This window comes from Lysinibacillus sp. G01H (assembly GCF_028872195.1).
GTDB lineage: Bacteria > Bacillota > Bacilli > Bacillales_A > Planococcaceae > Lysinibacillus > Lysinibacillus capsici.
Genome location: NZ_CP118397.1, coordinates 165227 through 186650 on the forward strand (window position 1 = coordinate 165227; position 21424 = coordinate 186650).

The window sequence follows — 21424 nt, forward strand, 5'->3', positions numbered from 1 at the left end:
CACATCCTCTATAAAGTAATTATTGGAAATCTTATTTCAACAGTCGTTCCTTTGTTTTCGTGGCTATCAAAATAGATAGTAGCGTTGTTGAATTTTTTTAATCTTTTGGAAATGTTTAAAATACCAATGCCTTGACTAGCTGTTTTCTCACCATTTTGAATTTGCCTTAAAAGCTCTGAAGATATACCAATGCCGTTGTCTATCAGTTGGAAAATCACCATATGCTCTTCCTGCCTTATAACTAATAGTAGCTCGCTAAGCTCTTTTCTGATTTTCAAACCATGAAGAAGGGCATTCTCTACTAAAGGCTGAAGCAGTAAAGGAGGAATAAGGCATTGGATAGGCTCATCCATGCAAATATTAAATTCTAATTGCTCAGGATATCTAGTGCGATGAATATTTACATAGGCCTCAATAAGACTAAGCTCCTTTTCCAAAGGGACAAGACTGTTGGCATTTTCAAAGGCAAAACTATTACGTAAAAATGTAGCAAAATCTGTAATCATTGCCCGTGATTTATCTAAGTCTAAATAGCTTAGTGACAGAATGGAATTTAAGACATTATAAATAAAATGCGGTTTAATTTGTGCCTGTAAAAACGCGGTTTCCATCTTCACTGCTGTTTCTGCAGACTCCTTCAATAAAAGAAGATTGCGTACCCTTGTCTTTAGCTCGGTAGCATCTAAAGGTTTATGTAAAAAATCATTTGCACCAGTTTGAAAGGCTGCAATCATATCCTCTGGGCGAACAGCCGCAGTCAACATTAGAATAGGTAGCTCTGTAGACGTGTAATTTTGTCTAACCTGTTGACAAATCTCATAGCCAGAAATAGTGGGCATCATAATATCTAAAATTAATAAATCAATACTAGGTTGTTGTGTAAGGTACTCAAATACATGGTGTCCATTATCAATTGCTATAATGGAATAGTTTTCTTGTGTCAAAATATCTATTAGTACCTTTAAATTAACAGCATCGTCATCCACAATAAGAATTTTTTTCTTTCCTATTTTTTCAACAATATGTGGGAATGTTAGGAAAGGATGCTGGTATGTTTGGATTGGGATTGATGGTAATTCCTCATTTGTCGGCTGACCTTTTCGTAATTTGAATGAAAAGGTAGCACCTTGTCCGACAATAGAATCAACAAATATTTTTCCACCCTGCCGCTCGACAAGCTCCTTTGTAATATGTAAACCTAATCCACTGCCACCGATTGAATAATTGAATTGTTGGAATGGGTTAAAAATGGTTTTTAAATTTTCTGGTGCTATCCCACACCCCGTATCCTTAACTTCAATCACTAGGAATGACTGTTTCTCATAACAAGTTATATCAATTTTTCCTTCATTTGTATACTTCACTGCGTTATGAATTAAATTATATAAAATTTGGCGAAGACGGTTTTCATCAGCTTGGACAAAGGTTCCCCGTTCTATATGATTATAAATTTTGACATTCTTGCTAATCGTGTAGGAAAGCACTTCTACAGTCATATGTGCAATGGCATATAAATCAACAGATGTCATCCGCAATGTTAATTCATTCTCCTTAAGCTTTGAAAAATCTAGTAAATCATTGACTAAATAGGATAGACGTTCTGCAATATTGAAAATAAGTGATACTTTTTCTTTTTGTTCATCCGCTGAGATAGGTAAACTATCATCCTTCAGCATAGACTGCGAAATGCCTATAATGCCATGTAAGGGCGTTTGGAATTCATGAGAGGTTTTAGCGAGAAACTCATCCTTTAATTTATCTACACGTATAAGTGCCTCCGTTAGCTTGCCTTTTTCTAAATAAGAATCTGCAAAACGATGAGAAATATATAGGGAAAGCATTGTCAGGCAAATAAATGGTAACAATGGTGGTAGAGCACTTAGTTCAAGATTAATATTTGTATTTAACGTTGCAACGATAAAATAAAGTAAAATGGCTAGGGAGCTTAATGTTAAATACATTACTCCTGTCGCGCGTTTGTAAATTGCTATAATTTGCACATAGAAAATATAAACAATATTTGCGAATACATACAATGAGTTGATGTTCTGAAATAGTGAATTAATGGATGTTGGAAAAAATGCAACAAGCATTAGAAGGGTACCTATTGCGCAAAACACTTTCACAACTAAACGGTTCATATGGTTTATTAGAGCACGGTAAAAATACAACAATATAAAAAGGCCTACAGCTATACTAGAGATCATTTGCATTTTCTGAAATGGAGCATATGGAACATTTATAAAGTCTAGTAATAACTTTTCCCCATGAGTAAGGGTGTAGACCCCACTTGCAAAACAAAATATAGAGAAGTAAAGCTGTTCTATACCAAATTTTGAATAAAGATATGAGCCAAAAAAGTAGATAAACATTGTTAAAAAACCTGCTAGGGTAATTAAATCGTAGAATATGGCACCCTCTCGAAGCTTTGCAATACTAGATTGATCCCCTAAAAAAATGGAGCTAATAATTCCTCCTCCTGGTGCATAATCAAAATTGGCTACATGGACAATCACTTCAAGTTCTTTTTTATCAGGCGAAAAATAAGCGGTATATGGGGTATTGTGGGGTATATAGCTGCTATCCTCAGCTGGCTCTCCACTATGTCCAATTCGCTTTCCGTTAATATACAATGCGTTCGACATTCGAATGTTACTCGTTTTAATTCCTAGAATATCTTCAGTATCATCGATTAAAACCTTGAGACGATAAGTTCCACTTTCAAATACAGGTATTTGTTGCCCATCAATTGTATATTTTGTCCAAGCTGAAGGGACATTAACAAGATAGCTTTGATAAGAATCAAAGGCTTCACCGTCCACTAAATGATTCGGGATAAATGCCCACTCCCCATCTAATTTGATAGGCGTATTATCGTGAAATGAATGATGACGTAAATCCATCACACCTTCAATCGCTTGCGGCCCATGCGACTTAGGTTGAGTTAAGAAAAAGGTAATGCCTGCTATCAGCACTGAGCCAATAATAATTGCGAACAACAACGATAATTTTTTCATCGTAAAAATCCCTTTCAAATGATTTATTTGGATTATACAAGATAACTTACGGCATTAATACAAAATTCCTACTAGCGATGAAATCAAAATATTGCGAGCTTAAATAATGGCGATAATCACTATCTCTGAACACTGTTGAAGTTAAGTTGTTTTTACGATGGAGGAATAAATAATGCTAAAACGGAAAATAGTAAAGTTACTTTGTAAAATGAATGAAAACAAAAATAAATTGACTTATCAGAAAATTATGTATATAATATCTAGCTAAAATTTTTTTAGTTTATCTTGATTATTATTTCAAAAGAGTATATCTTAATTAGCAGATAGATTTTTTATTCTTCAATATGAATAAATATCCAATCAGCTATTTTCGAGAAATGTATTCTCATACACAATAAATTATAAATAAAAGGAGTTACGGTTTATGAAGAACAAGTTATTCATCATGGTGCTGGTACTAGTAATAGGTGTACTTGCAGCATGTGGGACTAAAGACAATAATGCAAGCGATACAGGATCTACTACGGATACAGAGGGTAAGCAAGTATTAAAAGTTGGTACTTCAGCAGACTATGCGCCATTTGAATATGTGGATGCAGCAAAAGGCGAAGAAATTATTGGATTTGATATTGATCTAATCAAATTAGTTGGAGAAAAAATAGGCGTTGATATGCAAGTGCAAGATATGGACTTTAACAGTTTAGTGCCAGCACTACAAGCAGGGAAAATTGATGTCGTTATTTCTGGTATGACACCGAATCCAGAGCGTGAAAAAGTGGTAGATTTCTCAGATAAATATAATGAAACAGAGCAAGTAATCCTTGTTAAAAAGGATAGCGGTATTAATAAAGAAGCTGACTTAGCTGGTAAAAAAATAGGTGTACAAACTGCATCTATCCAGGAAAACTTAGGTAATGAAATTGCGAAAAAGATTGATGTAACAGTAGAAGGACGTACGCGAATCCCTGAGATTGTGCAAGATATGATGTCTAAACGTTTAGACGCAGGTATTTTAGAGGGCGGCGTTGCGAAAGGCTATTTAAAAACGAATGATCAATTAGAAGCTTTCCCAGTGGAAGAACAGCCTGAAGATTTCAAAGCAATCGCTGTTCCAAAAGGAAGCGATTTAAAAGATAAAATTAATAAAGCTTTAAAAGAGCTAGCTGAAGAAGGCAAAATCCAAGAGCTAGAAGAAAAATGGTTAGAAAAAGTTGAATAATAATTGCGTGCGATAGCTCTACTTTTGGGCTATCGCTTGTGCTTTTCATTATTATGCTTTAAGCCTCTTCTAAATTTATGTTCGGTACAAAAAACAAAGCCACATCATGATGAAAAAGAAAGGAGGGAGCGCTGTGAATTTAGATTTTACAGCTATCGTACCCTCTATTCCTTATATTTTAAAAGGGATAGGTGTTACACTTCAAATTGCAATCGGTGCATCCATCATTGGTTTTATCGTAGGTATACTTTTAGCATTATGTAAAATTGGTAAAGTGAATTTTTTACGTTGGTTTGCTGATTTCTATACGTCGATTTTCCGCGGTACACCTCTTGTATTACAATTACTAATTATTTATTATGCAGTACCACAATTACTAGATATCCAAATTGAGCCTATTCCAACAGCTATTATTGCTTTTGGTTTAAACTCAGGAGCATATATTTCAGAGATTATCCGTGCTGGTATCAATGCAGTTGATAAAGGACAAATGGAAGCTGCACAAGCACTGGGTATTCCATATGCAAAAATGATGAAGGATATTATTATTCCGCAAGCAGTAAAAAATATTTTACCTTCCTTAGTAAATGAATTTATTACATTAAATAAAGAAACGGCAGTTGTGACAGTAATCAGTGCATTAGATATTATGCGTCGTGCCTACATTGTAGGCGGTTCGACATACCGTTATCTTGAGCCATTACTTTTTGCAGGGGTAATCTATTACATCATGACGCTTGTTTTAACGTTCCTTGGTAAACGAATCGAGAAAGGAATGAGAAAAAGTGATTAAAATTGAAGATTTACACAAATCTTATGGGCAGAATGAAGTATTAAAGGGTATATCAACTGAAGTTAAAGAAAAAGAAGTAATTGCTATTATTGGACCTTCGGGATCAGGTAAATCGACATTTCTTCGTTGCTTAAATTTATTAGAAGCTCCGACAAGTGGGAAGGTAACGATTGCAGGGGATGTCCTGACAGATAAAGGGACAAATATAATGAAAATACGTGAAGAAGTAGGTATGGTATTTCAGCATTTTCATCTTTTCCCTCATAAAACCGTGCTTGAAAATTTAACATATGCGCCAATCAATGTGAAGGGTATAGATAAGACTACTGCTATCAACAAAGCAGAAGAGTTACTAAAGAAAGTGGGTCTGTTTGAGAAGCGTCAAGAATATCCAAATCGCTTATCGGGGGGACAAAAGCAACGTGTTGCCATTGCGCGAGCACTTGCCATGGACCCTAAAGTTATATTATTTGATGAGCCTACATCGGCACTTGACCCTGAAATGGTTAAAGAGGTTTTGGCCGTTATGAAAAACCTCGCAGATTCTGGGATGACTATGTTGATTGTGACACATGAGATGGGCTTTGCTCGTGAGGTTGCTGATCGTATTCTTTTCCTTGATGGCGGCAAGCTCATTGAGGATGCTCCTCCAGAACAGTTTTTTTCAGCGCCATCAACACAGCGTGCTAAGGATTTTTTAGAGAAGGTTTTATAATAAAACAAAAGGCATTTAGCTTCTCCCTTAGATGAGAGCTAAATGCCATTTTTATTGAAAGGACCTATCAAAATGAGTCTGTAAGGTTTCTAATGTAAATAATTCCTCAATATGATAGGCTCCTGCTGGATGTTTATTGTTAAGGAGCTCGTTAGCAATAAATGCTGCAACTTTCGCTGTTACAAGTGATTCATCGCGATCAAGAAAGTCTAATGTAAAGCTTGCTTCTTTGTGATGTTTTTTCCCAATGGCTTCTATTTGTATGCCACACACATCAGAACCAATTTTTATTTTTTGAATAAGTGAAGCGAGCAAGATTTGGATACGGTCAAATTTTAATAAGTAAGCAATTCTACTCTTTTGTAAAAAGGATACGAATTTATTGAGTGGCTCAACATCAAAGCCTAATCTTGTGACGATAGGAATAGAAGGGAAGTGCTTTGTTAATGTGTGCTGGTCAGAGAAATTAAATTGATACACACTACGTTTTCCAATCTTCTTAAATTTCACGGTTCTCTTATTAGTGAAATTAGCAACTCTCTGATTGCTGTAGCTACTAAAAGGTTTATTTAATTGATGCAATATCCAAAGAATTGCTGCAGTGCCATGCGTATCGCCTGCCCCGAGTAAGATAGAAATATGCAGCTTCTCTACGGAGGATAATTGCTTTGCAGCATGCATGGCCATTAAATTGGTCAATCCTGGAGCCATACCAACACTAAATACGGCTGTTGAATGATTCTGTTCAGCTAGTAAGTGTAGTGCCTCTAACTTTTTAAGGAAGGTATAGCTTGCAGTAATATCGATATACATAATCCCTTTATTTAAGCAAAGCTGTGCAAATGCAGTATCTTTTTGCTCTAAACACATAATGACCAGTGCTACATTTTTTAATTGCTCTGGGTGCACTTTTTTCGACACATCCAATTGTAGAGGTCTTACTAAGTTATTGTGCTGGGCGCAGAAATCCTTAGCCTTTTCTATATTTCTTCCGGCAATCCATATTCTGTTAGGAGAGCTTTGCAACAATAATTTTGCAATTTTCCCACCTACTTCACCATAGCCTCCGATGATTAAGATATTCCCATTTTTCATAAAGTAGTTTCTCCCTTAATAGCGACTAAAGCGTCAATCATATGTGTTTTAAAATAGGCAAGGATTGTCGTAAAACCAGCCTCTTCTAGTAAATTAATAAGCAATTCAAGAGTAATCGGATGGGTTGTGACGCTAAAGGATTGCTCAAAGCGTTGCCAATGATCCTCACTTATTCCGTTATGAAGCATGGAGCTTCGCCAATAACGAAGCTCGTGTTTGAATGTTGGGGAAGTTAAATCAGCATTAATCGATGAAATAAATAACACACCATTTTCATTTAAGCTATCCGCAATCTTTTGAAGCATTGTTCTCTTTTGGTCAAGGCTTTCTATGAAATGTAAAACCAAATGACAACTAGCTACATCGAAGACCTCATTTACTCTTAAGGATAGTAGATCCTTCTCAACCCACATAATAGTCGGTCGATGTGGTAGCGAGTCAATTTGTTTAGCAGCCAGCTCCAGCATTACCTTTGATGAATCGACTGCTGTGAAATGGGCAGAAGGAAATGATTTGCCTAATGTGAGTAATTCCTGTCCGCCTCCAGCGCCTACCACTAAAAATTTATTTACAGTAGTAAGATCCTGAAGTATATTGACCATCATGTCATAAATAAGGTTATAGCCTATGATTTTTTGTCGAATGGACTGTTGATAAGTGTTGACAGAAGGACTGTCCCAGCTATGTATAGATCTATTCATTAAAATACCTCCAAAAAAATTATTTTTATGCGTTAAAATTTCGAGAGCAATTCCTTCATCTTTAAGCAATCATTCTGATGAAAGGCTGATGATTGTTTAGTGAAATCACCTAGTATTTGTGTAGGACTAAAAATATCTGGTAGACCACCTTAACTAGGTATGAAAATAGTTTAATGTGCTAAACCTCCTATAAGTTGTAATGGTACTCCTTTTGCATATAGATTAGCTCCCATATTAAGAGGAAGTGCCATAAATTGTGCTTGTTTTTTGTATTTGAGCTAAAAGGGTATCTACTGTTTCCCAGGTAATAAGTTCATTATCCTTCTGTTGTTTTGCCAATAGGATGCTTGGCAAAATAGCAGGCGATTTAGGTGCACGAATAGTAGCTTTAAGAGCTTGCTGTTCTTCTGAATTCTCACCACCCACAATTGTTTGAGATGATTTCTCTGAGCAGTCACTATTAACGGAAGTAGCTAGCAAGACAATAATGAAAAATAATTTTTTATAAAATAGTATTCCTCCTTGTTGAACTTCTGTACAATTCAATTAAGAATTATTCTCAATTATAAACTTTCGAAAAAAAAGAACTATCCCATATTTCTGGGGGGAGGTGGGTGTTTATGAAGGAAACACAATATTGGCAACGAAAATCTGACCAATGCTTAAAGCACAGCAAAAATTCATTTGAATATCGGCAATTGATGATTGAAGCTCTACGGAAACATATAAATTTTGATGCGTATTGCTGTACATTAACGGATGTACATACACTTTTTTCGGTAGGAGCAGTTACTGAACAATCAATAGAGGCGATTCATCAGAAGATTATGGAATTGGAATATACGACAGAAGATGTAAATAAATATGGATTCTTAGTACAAAGTGGGCAAAACATAGGCAGGTTAAGCGATTCCTCAAGTCGAAGCTTTCGCTATAGAGAAGTTTTAATGCCCAATGGCTATAGTGATGAAGTAAGAGCCGCATTAACTTACCAAGGACAATGCTATGGTTTTTTAACACTATTCAAAAGAGCTGAAAATGATCAGCCTTTATTTAAAGATCAAGATGTGGTGATTATAAAAAGACTGATACCAATTATGGGTGAATCATTAAAGAAGTTCTATCATTATATTATTGAGGAGAGGATTCCAGCTGTAGAAGGAGAACAAGGCATTGTTATTTTTGATAAAGAGTTAAAAATTCTTTCAAGTAATACCAAAGCTTGTGAATTGCTATCCATTTTAAGAAAGTATGAAAGTTTAGCAGAAATTCAAGTTCCTAAGCCTATTCAAGCTCTCTGTGCAAAACTCCTTGCTGACAAGTACAATTCAAATACTTCTTTAATAGTACCTATCAAAGATACAGGCTATATTGCTATTCGGGCATCACTTTTGCTGACAAGCCAACAAGAACAGCAAATTGCTTTATTAATAAATGAAGCACCATCAAGAGAAATGCTCAATTTCTTAATAACGGCCTATAACCTTACCCCCAGAGAAAAGGAAGTAGTATTTGAAGTTATTAAAGGGATTCCTACAAAAGAGATTGCTTATAATCTTAATATTTCAACCTACACAGTACAAGATCATTTAAAGGTAATTTTTCAAAAAGTAAATGTCTCAAATCGAAATGAGCTAGTATGGAAAATTTTTTCCCGCTTCCAATTAGATTAATAAGTTGAACTAACGAATCTGCTAGCTCTCTAGCAGATTCTTCATGTTGCTGAAAAAAGATGATGTCAACGGCATAAAAAGCGACTTTGCAAGGTGAGCGGATGATTTCCGTTCCGCCAGCGTCCTTTCCAGGAGGCGTCCGATGAGCTGCTTCAATCACTAGCGTTGGCTCTAGGGTCTCCACTGTGACGCTAAATCCCTTAGGAGTGACGCTGGCTCCACTCCAATCAACCATGCTGCAAAAGTGTCTTTTCCTTATCTTTCATAATAGCTGTAGTGAACAAAATAGCCCATTATTTGTATTACTAGAGAAAGGATAGGCTTTTTTTCATTGTAGAGAAGTGATGGGTGACAACACTCTTCATAAAGAGTAGTGAAGACCTCCACCTTATTTGAAAACCTTTGCTAAAAAGGTAACACTTTTGTGGGTCGGCTTGGAAGGCTACTTGACTCCAGTGGGATAGCGAGACAGGCAAACCCTGCATGGAGTGAAAGCGGCTCGGCGCTCGCCTACAGGAAAACTAGTGGACTGGAATTAAAATCCATTTCTGCCTTTCGATCGACTATTTTGTTTTTCAACACTAATAAGAATCTGGTAGCTTTCTAGTAGATTCTTATTGTTTACTAACATTCAATCAGTAGGTTTGTGATTGGAAGCTATTAAGTTACATCAGTGATAGTTAAAGAAGCCATTAACTATACTTTAGCTACTAGTATCAATAATCATAATAAAAGGTTAAGAAAAATTAACCTAAAAAATGGAATAAATTCATAGTGAAATCTATTGACCTATAATATAATGAAAAAAAGGCTAAAAGCCACAAAATAAATGCAATAATAGACTTTTTATTTGGGCATTAAGTATTAGTTATTACTAGGGCTTTAAAAATCTGAATTTTGTGATAAATAAAGCAGAGGAGATATAACAGACATGTGTTATGACTCTATAATCATTAAGCTATTCAAGAAAAGAAGGGGCGAGAGGATGAAAGTAGAGCTTAAGTCTATTACGAAAGACGACGAGCCATTCCTTTACGAAGTCTATGCTTCTTCTCGTAGGAAAGAAATAGATTCATGGGGATGGTCTGCTGAACAAATACAGCGCTTTTTAGAAATGCAGTGGTGCGCACAGCAAACCTCATATAGACAACAATTTCCACATGCAAGCCATTGTATTATTACTTCAGATGAGCAATATGTTGGAAGGTTGTTAACAGAAGATTTACCTGAGCGACTACATATAATTGATATTTCTATTTTGCCAAGTTTTCAAGGTAATGGAGTAGGATCTTATCTCATTAGCAATCTTCGGCAAAAGGCAAAAGAAGAAAATAAACCAGTGATATTACAAGTTCTTCATACAAATCCTGCAAGAAATCTATATGAGAGACTAGGATTTCATGTAGTGTCAACTGATGAACTCTATTTAAAAATGAGGTGGCAATAAACGTATCAAGTCTTTTGAAGCTGATTCCCGTCCATTATTAAAAACTAAAGAGAGGTGAATGTGAAGTGCCAATATCAAATACGGCTTTACAGACATATGAAGAAAAGTTACAGCAAACGATTCAGTACTTTTTTAATTTAGAGGGACAGGTCGAAAGTGTCATTGTACACATTGACAGCAGTATCAAAAACTATATTCAAAAAAAAGAAAGGAGATTTTTATTAGCAAGTAAAAAGAAAGAAAAACATCTCGAAGAAGTAAGAATACTACAATCGGATTTACAAAAATCTTTAATTGGTATGGCACATATTAAACAGCTACTTGTCAATGAAATAAACACTTTGCAAAAAAATAACAGAGAATTACAGCAAACTTTAAAGGATATGCTTCCCCTACTTCCATTTGCAGTATCAAGCATCCCTTTTGAGACAAGTCTTTCTTCAAATGTTCAATTCAACATAGTGCTGTTCCTCTTAATTGAAAAAGAGATAGTAACAAAATTACCCCTTCTAACTGCAACAATTGAATCGAGTCAAGTAAATGAAATAATAGGAACCCTAGACAATTTTGATGTGAACATAAAAGAGCAAATAAATGAAGCAAAAAGCAGTGCTGCTAAATTAATGTCAATCATTATGGATACTGAAATTGAATTGGACAGACAATTTGGCGATGTCGTCTCAAATTTAAATCAAAGTGATAGATTGTCAGAATCGTCCTATACGCAACTTGATTTCATTGCTGAGATTAAAAGCAAGGGTGAGCAGTTGAAAATATGGGCCGATCATTATCAAATGCTTCATACAATGCTTGAAAAAGATATGGAATTCCAAGAGGCTGTACAACTAACGGCAAAAGTATTAAGCGAAAGTTTAGAGGAATCAGCGCAAATCTATCAAAACCAGAGAGTTTTACAAGGAGCTTATCTACTTGAAACAGGCGCGACCTATGTGACATTAGCACAAGATTTAAAGCTTTCTGAACAACAGGCAAAGCTATTAGTAGCAGCATACTTATTGCTAAACCAAGAGAGCATAGTAGTAGTTGCTGAACAAGTGAATTTGGAATTGATGGAGATTGAAGCTTTTTATAAAGAAAATAAAGAATTTTTTTCTTTAATTATTTCCTAAACAGAAAGGAGAAAATGCTATGCCAATTTCGGAATACCAATTAGACAATTATGTGAAGGAACTTCAACCCAGTATTAAAAATATAATTGAACTAGAAGACAAGCTTGGAAAAGCCGGTGGAGATATAGACAGTATTTTATCCAAATTAAACGATGAAGGATTTGATCTAGGTGCATGGCTTGGTGACAATCTATTTCGGACAGATAACCCGAAAAGGAAAGAAACAGCTATTCAACTGTTAAATGACTTAAACAATGAATTAAGTAATGCAAAAATTGATTTAAATATTTTAAAGCATGATATTCAAGATGAATTAAATACTTTATTAAAAGAGTATGGGGACTGGAAAACTTACTTTGATAATAGGTTACCATTTATTGCGTTTTCCATAGCTGTACCTAAATTCCAGGCTTTTAATCCCTTTCATCGATTAATGCTAGGGTTTGTATTAACTATCGTATTGAAAGACATATTACTACCAATATTTGAGGTATTAGGGTTAGGTGTTGTAGGTCTTATTGTTGTGGTGGTGTTAATAGATGGAATAATTCAAGGCGAAAAAAGAATGGAGTTATTTGAAAATATCCAAAAAGAAACAAAGGCTGCAATGGAGGATGTTAAAAAGCTAAGGCAGGATATCAATGATGTGCAGGTGCAAGTAAATACCTTTTTTGAAGATGTGGCAAAGAGCTTTCAAGAAACAGGCTTGTTAACAAAGTCATATACAAACCATCAGGAGCTAGTATCGTTCGTTAAACAACAGGCTGGCACATTAAGACGTTGGTCGGATCAATATGATTCGATGAAGCGAATGATTAATAAAGGCTTAGATATTGAATTTTCAGCAGAAGTGGTTGCTGCAAATCTAGTAAATAAACAAGATGATGAAAATGAATTAGACAATTACAGCAAACTGTTAATGGGTGCCTACCTTATTGAAATGGGAGAGCCCAATAGTGTAGTTTCTCAAAAGCTTGATATGTCCCTAGAAAGAATTAAAAAAGTAAAAGCAACCTACATGTTATTTAAAATGCATACACCAGATGAAATTGCTCAAGTCTTGGAAATGGATGTAAACGAGGTTATGACAATTCAAGAGACAAATAGCGATTTAATAGCAATTGTTAGCTAAAAAATAATCTTAGAATGGATGGATAATATGGCGATTACAGAAGCAACATTAACAACCTATGTCGAAGAATTACAGCCCGCACTAAAAAATATTTATGAAGTAGAAGATAAGCTTGCTGAATGTAAAGAGGGAATTGATAGCATCATTTCTAAGCTATTGGACGAGGATTTAGAAATTAGTGCATGGCTGGGTGATAATCTATTTCGTACAGATAACCCAGAGCGAAAGGCACAAGCAATTAAGCTTTTAAAAGAGCTGAAAAGTGAGTTAAGTGAAACATCAATTGACTTAAATATTTTAAAGCATGATATCCAAGATGATTTAAATAGTTTGCTAATGGAATTCCTCGAATGGAGAAAATGCTTTAAAAATACGTTGCCACTGATTTCTTTATCAATCGTTGTGCCTTCTTATAAAAAAATCGCTTTAGATAAGTATGTGGCGCTTACATTATTTGTAGTTAATCAATGGATTGGAAAAATAAAAGTGCTGGATAGCTTAGTTGCGAAACTAGGTACGCTTGGTGCAATAGCCGCTGTCCTCTACCTTATTACAGGAATTATTCAAGGAGAATTGCGGAAAGAGTATTTTGAAAATATTCAAGCAGAAACGAATAAGGCAAAAGAGGATTTAACGAAGACTAAACAAGAGATTTATCGTGGACAAAGTCAAGTTAATGCTTTCTTTAAAGATCTTGCAATGACATTTAAGGAGACAGAACTTTTACAAGATACTGTTGTAAATCATCGAGAGCTAGTTTTCTTAGTAAAGGAACAAAATTATACATTACGCAAATGGTCTGATCAATTTAATGCGATGAAACGTATGCATGAAAAAGGGATGGATTTATCAGTGGCAGCGAGTATAGCTGCAGAAGCATTATGCAAAAATGCTATGGATCAAAATGAGTTACAAAAAATCACTAATACTTTATTAGGATCGTATTTGATAGAGAACCATACGGATTTAGCCGAAATCTCAAATACTCTAAAAGTTTCTGGGGATCAAGCAAAGAAAATAAAAGCTATGTACATGTTGTTTACGAAGCATACACCTTCCGAGATAGCAAGGGTTTTGGAAATGGAAATCCAAGAAGTTGTATCTATACAAGAAGAAAATAAGGATATTTTAGCGAGTGTTGCTTGATATTGTTTGAAATTTCAGGAAAGAGGTGAGTGGCAAAGCAAAAATGAAAGATAAAGTGAAATTGCGAGTGGCATTACCTGAAGAGGAAGATACCCTTTATTCATTATTTGTATCTACAAGAAAAAATGAATTTGCCATATTAGAATTGGATGAGCAACAAATAGAAGGTTTATTACGTATGCAATATGGTGCTCAAAAAGCTTCTTATCAGCAACAATTTCCTAATGCCAACTATGAACTCATAATGTATGAAGATGTAGGTATTGGTAGATTAATAACCGAGGTACAGCAAGAAGTAATACGTCTGATTGATATTTTCATACTTCCTGAATATAGAGGGAGAGGAATCTGTACAGTGCTATTGAGGGAACTTCAACGTATAGCTCTTGAATTGAGATTGCCAATAGAATTAAATGTTTTGATGGGGAATCCTGCACAGAGGTTGTATGAGAGATGTGGGTTTGTTGTTATGGATGAAACGTCCCCGTATTTACTAATGATTTGGGAGGTTGATAGATAAGTGGATATTCTATAATAAGGGTGTTTGAATTTAGTGAGATTAATTGATAGTAATTTTGAAAAATAATTTATAAGTGAGAAGGGAGAATTTAATAATGGAAGCTTTTGTTGGAACTATATTACCTTGGTCTTTAGATTGGGCTCCTGATGGGTGGTTATTATGTCAAGGTCAGGAATTGCCAATAAACCAATATCAGGCGATTTATTCTTTAATAGGAGTAAAATATGGAGGGAATGCTACAACTACGTTTAAATTACCCGATTTACGAGGTAGAGTGCCAGTAGGAATGGGACAGGGTGTAGGATTAGCAAATAGGCCAATTGGACAAATGGCAGGCAGTGAAAATGTGACCTTGCAAACTGGTCAGATACCACCACATATTCATACTGTTACATTAAATAATACATTTAGTGCAGGAATTAGTGGTGGAAGTATTAGTAATGGAGCTTGTGAAGTAACTGTGAATTTACCTAAGAATGCAACCACGGTACCAGGGAATACGACATCTGTGCCAGGTTCAAATAAATGTTTAGGTGTAGCAAAAACGGCTACTAATCAAGATGTAAACATATACAGCACAAATTCACCCGATACTACACTTCAGAATGATTCGGTGAATGCAACAGGAACAGTAACGGGAACAGTAACAGGAACGGTGAATGGAACAGTAACAGGAACGGTAAATACTGGTATAACAGGATCTGGCACTCCAATTGCGAATATGCAACCTTATCTGGTTATAAATTATATTATATGTTACCAGGGTATTTATCCGATGAAGCCATTTTAGCAAGTAAACTAAAAATTTTATAACGCTAATTATTTGATAAACACAACATATAGTTTCATATTTTCATAGCATTTTGGACATCCTTAAATGGGTCTTTAATAGTGAGAATACAAATTTTTAAAGTGCTTATATATTGGAATTCAAATCTTGATTTGTATAAACAATCCTTACAATCAAGGAGCTAAATTTATTTTGAGGAGAGGATTGAATGGAAAATAAAAAGCGGTTGAAAATTACTTCTGTCTTTGTGGTTGGTTTATTGCTTTTTAATTTAATTTCTTTTGGTGTATTTGCAGGTATGGAAGTAAGTGCTAGTTCAGATACAGGGGGTGAGAATGTTGCGTTAGGGAAAGCAGTTACAGTATCAAGTGAAGTCGAAGAAGAATGGGGAGTAAGTGGTAACGCTGTTGACGGTGACGAAACAACCTCATGGTATTCATGGACTACAAATGATTCTCCAAGTAGTGAACCTATTTCAGAAACCAATCCAGCTTGGTTAATGGTTGATTTAGGGAGTCCTCATATAATTAAGCGTTGGAAAGTTATTGCCTTTTCAATGACAGAGAATTATCAATTCAAAGATGTTTATTTAGAAGCCAGTAAGGATGGAGATGTTTTTACTCCTATTGATTCTTCTTTAAATAATACTACAATTGATCAAAATGGATATACAGTCACTATTAATAAATCGCTTTCCCCTACGGTGACATATCAATATTTCCGCATAAAAGTAACAAATGTCGAGCCTCTAATGGCTGAGGCTGGAAAACCAAATCCAACAAATATTTATGAGTTCGAATTATGGGGGTCTCCAGCTGGCGAAATAGTAGATGCCGAGACACCAGCAATCGGGACGCAGCCAACGGGAACCATTGTGAACCAAGGAGCCGCAAATCCGACGTTAAGTGTAGGGGCAAGTGTAAGTGATGGAGGAACCCTGAGCTACCAATGGTACAGCAATACGACGAATAGCACGAGTGGAGGAACTCCAATTAGCGGAGCAACAAATGCGATCTATGAAGCCCCAACCTCTACAGCAGGCACGATGTATTACTACGTAGTAGTGACAAATACGAATAGTGGAGTAAGTGGCAATCAAACTGCTACTGCGACAAGTAATGTAGTAGGGGTAACAGTGAATGCGTTAGTAGATGCTGCGACACCAGCAATCGGGACGCAGCCAACGGGAGCGACTGTGAACCAAGGAGCCGCAAATCCGACGTTAAGTGTAGGTGCAAATGTAAGTGATGGAGGAACCCTGAGCTACCAATGGTACAGTAACACAACGAATAGCAAGAGTGGAGGAACCTTGATAAGCGGAGCCACGAATGCGACCTATGCAGCCCCAACCTCTACAGTAGGCACGATGTATTACTATGTAGTAGTGACGAACACAAATAGTGGAGTAAGTGGAAACCAAACTGCTACTGCGACAAGTAATGTAGTAGGGGTAACAGTGAATGCGTTAGTAGATGCCGAGATACCAGCAATCGGGACGCAGCCAACGGGAGCGACTGTGAACCAAGGAGCCGCAAATCCGACGTTAAGTGTAGGTGCAAATGTAAGTGATGGAGGAACCCTGAGCTACCAATGGTACAGTAACACAACGAATAGCACGAGTGGAGGAACCTTGATAAGCGGAGCCACGAATGCGACCTATGCAGCCCCCACCTCTACAGCAGGCACGATGTATTACTATGTAGTAGTGACGAACACAAATAGTGGAGTAAGTGGCAATCCAACTGCTACTGCGACAAGTAATGTAGTAGGGGTAACAGTGAATGCGTTAGTAGATGCCGAGACACCAGCAATCGGGACGCAGCCAACGGGAGCGACTGTGAACCAAGGAGCCGCAAATCCGACGTTAAGTGTAGGTGCAAATGTAAGTGATGGAGGAACCCTGAGCTACCAATGGTACAGTAACACAACGAATAGCACGAGTGGAGGAACCTTGATAAGCGGAGCCACGAATGCGACCTATGCAGCCCCAACCTCTACAGCAGGCACGATGTACTACTATGTAGTAGTGACGAACACGAATAGTGGAGTAAGTGGCAATCAAACTGCTACCGCGACAAGTAATGTAGTTCCTGTAATAGTAAATTCAGCACAAACTATTACTATCACCTACAACGGCAATACAAACACAGGGGGCACAGTTCCAACAGATAGTGAAACGTGTGAGCAAGGAGAAACTGTAACAGTTCTAGGTAATATAGGAAATCTAGTAAAAGTGGGTTACACGTTTGAGGGCTGGAACACGCAAGCAGATGGAAAAGGAACAGATTATGCACCAGCTTCAACTTTCATAATGGGTAGTGGAAGCATCATATTATATGCAAAATGGAATCCAGTGACTGTGACACATACGGTAAGCTTTGATGTAGACGGAGGAAGGGCTGTCTCTAATCAGACGGTAGTACATGAAGGAAAAGCAAGTCAGCCAACACCAACGCCAACGAAAGCGGGCTATACATTTGGTGGCTGGTATACAAGTAATGCCTACACAACACCATATAATTTTAATACTGCAATTACAGCAAACACAGTGATCTATGCAAAATGGATTAGTAATAATACAAGTGGGGGCAATACTGATACTTCACCAAATCCTGATTCTGGTTCATCAACACCTTCAACCAATGTAGAGGAAATTGTGTTAGATGTTGAGTCTGGTGATGGCGACCTAGTTTCTAAAACAACAATAAAACGAACAAAAAATGTAGATAACACTATAAACGATGAAGTGACATTAACGGCCCAGAGCGCAACAGAGACAATTAGGAAATTAAAGGAACAAGGGAATGATAAAGCAAGGATTATCATCCCAGATGAGAAGGATCAAGTAAATCAAGTCCAGGTGTCCATTCCGAAAAATGTGCTGTCACTTCTGCAAAATGGAGCAGTCCATCTCGAAATTGTTACCGATAACGTTAGAATTGAAGTGCCGAAAACTTCATTGGAAATGTTTAATGAGAATCTATACTTCCGACTCGTTCCGATAAAAGGGCATGATAAACAGTTAGAGATTGAAGAACAAGCCAAAAGGGAAACCGTTGTGCAGCAATTGGTAGAAGGTGCGGTTGTTGAGTTGCTTGGTCGTCCGATGACCATCGAAACCAATATGCAAAGCCGTCCTGTTAAATTAACATTGCCGTTGCCTACAGATTTAACAGATGAACAACTTGCCAATTTGGCGATCTTTATCGAGCATAGTGATGGCACAAAAGAAGTTGTACGAGGGAAGGTTGTAGAATATCAAATGGGAATAACAGGTTTACAGTTTGAGGTGAATAAATTCTCCACCTTCTCCATTCTCTACTTACCAGAGAAGGAAGAAGTGAAGGAGCCAACTACAGAGGGTGTTACACATCTACCTTACATTCAAGGCTATCCAGATGGTACCTTCCGTCCAAATGCTCCTGTTACAAGAGCACAGATGGCAAGTATGTTTGCTCGTCAATTAACAGGTAATGCCATACCGCAAGCAAAGGCAACCTATACAGATACATTCCAACATGATGCTAAAGATGCAATCGAATTTGCGAAGGAAAAGGGTCTGTTTAAAGGGGTTACAGCAACTAACTTTAATCCAAACGGCTTGATTACGCGTGCACAGATGGCTACAGTGGCTGCCCGCTGGATAGAACAGCAATGTGTGGAACGTCCTGATGCCGATTTCTGTCCACCAGCCTTACAAAGTGCAGCATTCAAAGATGTGAGCGTCCATCATTGGGCAGTGAAAGCAATTGATACTGTCAATGCAGCGGAAATTATGACAGGAATAACAGCCGATACATTCAATCCAGATGGATTCTTAACACGTGCACAAGCAGTGAGGGTATTAAATCGACTGTTTGAACGTCAAGTCCTCATTGAAGATCAAATACCATTATTTAAAGATGTTCCAAAACACCATTGGGCATTTTATGAGATTCAAGAAGCCGCAAAAAAATAACCAAAAAGAGGGTACGCGATTCGTAAGGTAATCGCAGTGCCCTTCTTTTTCAAGGCTCGAAAAGGAATTTATATCCCGAACCCCTCACTGTTATAATCTTTGCTCTATGGCCAGCAACGGATTCTAGCTTTTTTCGTAAATTACTAATATGAACCTTCAATGCCTGTGTATGCCCAATACTTTCCTCTGCCCAAATAAGCTTATACAGCTCTGATGGGGGAAAAATTTGTCCTGGTCGTTGAGCTAGAAAGAAAAAAATTTGAAATTCCTTTGTAGATAAGGCTAATGCTGTGTTACCGATATATACTCTTCCGGAATGAACATGAAAGTGAAAATCCTCTATTACATGAGCATCTTCCTCTATATGGTGTACAGCAGCTTTTACTTGAAATTGCTTTCTACGCATTGATATTCTCTTGATTGTCTTCATTAAACGTTCTTTCTCAATAGGCTTTAAAATATAGTCAACAGCCTGTACATTAAAAGCTTCTATTGCAAAACGCTCATAGGCAGTGACAAATACAATATCCATTAAATAAGGAAAGTCTGCAATCTTACTAGCAAATTCAATACCATTCATTTCCGCCATATCTATATCTAAAAAAAGAATATCAGGTTTGAGTATAGGGATATTTGCTATAGCTTCTAGTGGATTTACGAATTTTCCGATAATAGTAACCGCGCTATTATCATGTAACGTGGCTTCTAATAAATTGATTGCTAAAATTTCATCATCTACTATGATGGCTTTCAACATTTTTTCACCTCTTATCATCTAAATTTAGAATATTATGTAGCGCAACTGTACTAAATAAATTTTTCGTCATCAATTTTATACTTAGCAATGGAAGCTGGATTCTGAAATTATTCAATTCTGTAAATTGTGTAATTTATTAGGATGCAAAACACGTTTATCGTCCAATCTAACTGGATCATTACCTACAATAAAGCAATTCTTTTCTCCTTTAACTGATTTAAGTTTATTAGTATTCTCGCACTTTAGTAAATGAGATGCATTTCCCAAATCGTGATGTATTATGAGTGGATAATAAAATATGTCTTTCTACCCATATTATAGCATGCCAATAGTTAACGAAAAATAGATTAAACCGTGTATCATAATCTAATGCTAAAAATTTTAAGTTAAGTGTATTTGTGCATTTTGTGTATTTAAAGTGCATATACTTACAATCACTCTGTTTTTTGCTTATAATGAGAAAGTCAGAATTATTTCTGAAAAAAGTAGCCACAAAGTGAGCGATTGCGATTGAAAAAATTATTATATGGTATCTTCTTTGTTGTTTTTATAGTCATTTTTTTGTACGTAAACAATCACTGGCTAGTCGTAAGTAAACATGTGTTTGAATCAGAAAGTGTGCCTGACAGCTTTGATGGGCTACGCATTGTACAAGTTTCGGATTTACATGACGCTGTCTTTGGTGACAAGCAACAAAAATTGATTGCTAAGGTAAAGGATACAAAGCCTGATTATATTTTTATCACAGGTGACGTGATCGATAGTAATCGCTATAATTTAAAACAAAGTCTACAAGCAGTGGAAGGACTAGTTAAAATAGCGGATGTTTATTATGTACTAGGAAACCATGAGGTAGCGTCAAATAAGGTGAATGAAATTTATGAGGCGCTGTCATCGTTAGGGGTACATATTATGGCCAACGAATCGACCGTGTTAGAGCGCGACGGGGAGCGCTTGGCGATTGTTGGTATTGAGGATCCGTTAATGGGTAGAACAACAGAAGATATGCTGGACATTGCAACGGCCTATTTGCCAGACGATATGTTTAAGTTGTTACTAGCACATAGACCAGAACTATTTAATACGTATGTAAATTACCACATAAATTTAGTATTTTCGGGACATGCGCATGGTGGGCAAGTTCGTATTCCTGGGCTTGGAGGACTTGTTGCACCAGGACAGGGGCTGTTTCCAAAATATACAGCTGGTGTCTACGAAGCAGGCGCGACGAGAATGGTAGTTAGTAGAGGGTTAGGTAATAGCTCAGTACCATATCGCATTTTTAATCTACCAGAAATTATTGTGATGGATCTAAAGAAAAAATAAGCACT

The 21424-nt window shown here is 36.5% G+C and carries 17 protein-coding genes; 12 read left to right on the forward strand and 5 right to left on the reverse strand.

From position 1 onward, the window contains the following. Positions 1-8: 8 nt before the first annotated feature. Complete coding sequence (locus tag PSR12_RS00855) at positions 9-3017, reverse strand: ATP-binding protein (RefSeq protein ID WP_257520934.1); 3009 nt, start codon at positions 3015-3017, stop codon at positions 9-11. Between the two features lie 424 nt (positions 3018-3441). Between PSR12_RS00855 and PSR12_RS00860 the strand changes: the two genes are divergently transcribed. The 3 genes from PSR12_RS00860 to PSR12_RS00870 all read left to right on the forward strand — a co-directional run bounded on the left by PSR12_RS00860 (position 3442) and on the right by PSR12_RS00870 (position 5744). Beyond that, on the forward strand, positions 3442-4236 hold the full coding sequence (locus tag PSR12_RS00860) for a transporter substrate-binding domain-containing protein (RefSeq protein WP_257520935.1): 795 nt from the start codon (positions 3442-3444) through the stop codon (positions 4234-4236). A 133-nt stretch (positions 4237-4369) separates the two neighbouring features. Then, positions 4370-5029 carry an amino acid ABC transporter permease gene (locus PSR12_RS00865; protein WP_036075291.1) on the forward strand — a complete coding sequence of 220 codons (660 nt, stop codon included), beginning with the start codon at positions 4370-4372 and terminating at the stop codon, positions 5027-5029. Continuing rightward, complete coding sequence (locus PSR12_RS00870; RefSeq protein WP_257520936.1) at positions 5022-5744, forward strand: amino acid ABC transporter ATP-binding protein; 723 nt, start codon at positions 5022-5024, stop codon at positions 5742-5744. Before PSR12_RS00865 ends, PSR12_RS00870 begins: the two co-directional genes overlap by 8 nt. A gap of 51 nt (positions 5745-5795) precedes the next feature. Here PSR12_RS00870 and PSR12_RS00875 read toward each other — a convergent pair whose 3' ends face one another. The 3 genes from PSR12_RS00875 to PSR12_RS00885 all read right to left on the reverse strand — a co-directional run bounded on the left by PSR12_RS00875 (position 5796) and on the right by PSR12_RS00885 (position 8086). Further along, positions 5796-6839, reverse strand: a complete 1044-nt coding sequence (locus tag PSR12_RS00875; RefSeq protein WP_274771202.1) for a saccharopine dehydrogenase family protein — start codon at positions 6837-6839, stop codon at positions 5796-5798. Continuing rightward, positions 6836-7540, reverse strand: coding sequence for a class I SAM-dependent methyltransferase (locus PSR12_RS00880; RefSeq protein WP_274771203.1), 705 nt, complete (start codon positions 7538-7540; stop codon positions 6836-6838). Before PSR12_RS00880 ends, PSR12_RS00875 begins: the two co-directional genes overlap by 4 nt. 234 nt (positions 7541-7774) lie before the next feature. After that, entirely contained in the window at positions 7775-8086 is a 312-nt protein-coding gene (locus PSR12_RS00885; RefSeq protein WP_274771204.1) for a hypothetical protein, read from the reverse strand. A 74-nt stretch (positions 8087-8160) separates the two neighbouring features. Between PSR12_RS00885 and PSR12_RS00890 the strand changes: the two genes are divergently transcribed. The 8 genes from PSR12_RS00890 (at position 8161) to PSR12_RS00925 (ending at position 19336) form a co-directional block, all read left to right on the forward strand. Then, positions 8161-9213, forward strand: a complete 1053-nt coding sequence (locus PSR12_RS00890) for a helix-turn-helix transcriptional regulator (protein WP_221681345.1) — start codon at positions 8161-8163, stop codon at positions 9211-9213. A gap of 985 nt (positions 9214-10198) precedes the next feature. Further along, a complete protein-coding gene (locus PSR12_RS00895; protein WP_274771206.1) occupies positions 10199-10660 on the forward strand; it encodes a GNAT family N-acetyltransferase in 462 nt (153 codons plus the stop codon). Between the two features lie 65 nt (positions 10661-10725). Further along, entirely contained in the window at positions 10726-11790 is a 1065-nt protein-coding gene (locus PSR12_RS00900; protein ID WP_274771208.1) for a hypothetical protein, read from the forward strand. 19 nt (positions 11791-11809) lie between these two features. After that, positions 11810-12922 carry a hypothetical protein gene (locus PSR12_RS00905; RefSeq protein WP_274771210.1) on the forward strand — a complete coding sequence of 371 codons (1113 nt, stop codon included), beginning with the start codon at positions 11810-11812 and terminating at the stop codon, positions 12920-12922. A 27-nt stretch (positions 12923-12949) separates the two neighbouring features. Then, positions 12950-14068, forward strand: a complete 1119-nt coding sequence (locus tag PSR12_RS00910) for a hypothetical protein (protein ID WP_257520944.1) — start codon at positions 12950-12952, stop codon at positions 14066-14068. 43 nt (positions 14069-14111) lie between these two features. Beyond that, the gene (locus tag PSR12_RS00915; protein WP_274771212.1) at positions 14112-14588 is read left to right on the forward strand and encodes a GNAT family N-acetyltransferase; all 477 of its coding nucleotides are present in this window, start codon (positions 14112-14114) and stop codon (positions 14586-14588) included. A gap of 94 nt (positions 14589-14682) precedes the next feature. Beyond that, entirely contained in the window at positions 14683-15378 is a 696-nt protein-coding gene (locus PSR12_RS00920; RefSeq protein ID WP_274771213.1) for a phage tail protein, read from the forward strand. A 208-nt stretch (positions 15379-15586) separates the two neighbouring features. Beyond that, complete coding sequence (locus tag PSR12_RS00925; RefSeq protein ID WP_274771215.1) at positions 15587-19336, forward strand: S-layer homology domain-containing protein; 3750 nt, start codon at positions 15587-15589, stop codon at positions 19334-19336. Positions 19337-19385: 49 nt separating this feature from the next. Here the strand turns inward: PSR12_RS00925 and PSR12_RS00930 are convergent, their stop codons facing one another. Beyond that, complete coding sequence (locus PSR12_RS00930) at positions 19386-20093, reverse strand: response regulator transcription factor (protein ID WP_274771217.1); 708 nt, start codon at positions 20091-20093, stop codon at positions 19386-19388. Between the two features lie 510 nt (positions 20094-20603). Between PSR12_RS00930 and PSR12_RS00935 the strand changes: the two genes are divergently transcribed. Then, positions 20604-21419 carry a metallophosphoesterase gene (locus PSR12_RS00935; protein WP_274771218.1) on the forward strand — a complete coding sequence of 272 codons (816 nt, stop codon included), beginning with the start codon at positions 20604-20606 and terminating at the stop codon, positions 21417-21419. Positions 21420-21424: the final 5 nt, after the last annotated feature.

What these genes read in the sequence shown, in the direction of transcription:
- PSR12_RS00905 (WP_274771210.1), top strand. Translation starts at nt 11,810, where the DNA reads ATGCCAATTTCGGAATACCAATTAGACAATTATGTGAAGGAACTTCAA.
- PSR12_RS00880 (WP_274771203.1), bottom strand. Translation starts at nt 7,540, where the DNA reads ATGAATAGATCTATACATAGCTGGGACAGTCCTTCTGTCAACACTTAT.
- PSR12_RS00855 (WP_257520934.1), bottom strand. Translation starts at nt 3,017, where the DNA reads ATGAAAAAATTATCGTTGTTGTTCGCAATTATTATTGGCTCAGTGCTG.
- PSR12_RS00910 (WP_257520944.1), top strand. Translation starts at nt 12,950, where the DNA reads ATGGCGATTACAGAAGCAACATTAACAACCTATGTCGAAGAATTACAG.
- PSR12_RS00930 (WP_274771217.1), bottom strand. Translation starts at nt 20,093, where the DNA reads ATGTTGAAAGCCATCATAGTAGATGATGAAATTTTAGCAATCAATTTA.
- PSR12_RS00920 (WP_274771213.1), top strand. Translation starts at nt 14,683, where the DNA reads ATGGAAGCTTTTGTTGGAACTATATTACCTTGGTCTTTAGATTGGGCT.
- PSR12_RS00890 (WP_221681345.1), top strand. Translation starts at nt 8,161, where the DNA reads ATGAAGGAAACACAATATTGGCAACGAAAATCTGACCAATGCTTAAAG.
- PSR12_RS00915 (WP_274771212.1), top strand. Translation starts at nt 14,112, where the DNA reads ATGAAAGATAAAGTGAAATTGCGAGTGGCATTACCTGAAGAGGAAGAT.
- PSR12_RS00860 (WP_257520935.1), top strand. Translation starts at nt 3,442, where the DNA reads ATGAAGAACAAGTTATTCATCATGGTGCTGGTACTAGTAATAGGTGTA.
- PSR12_RS00875 (WP_274771202.1), bottom strand. Translation starts at nt 6,839, where the DNA reads ATGAAAAATGGGAATATCTTAATCATCGGAGGCTATGGTGAAGTAGGT.
- PSR12_RS00895 (WP_274771206.1), top strand. Translation starts at nt 10,199, where the DNA reads ATGAAAGTAGAGCTTAAGTCTATTACGAAAGACGACGAGCCATTCCTT.
- PSR12_RS00925 (WP_274771215.1), top strand. Translation starts at nt 15,587, where the DNA reads ATGGAAAATAAAAAGCGGTTGAAAATTACTTCTGTCTTTGTGGTTGGT.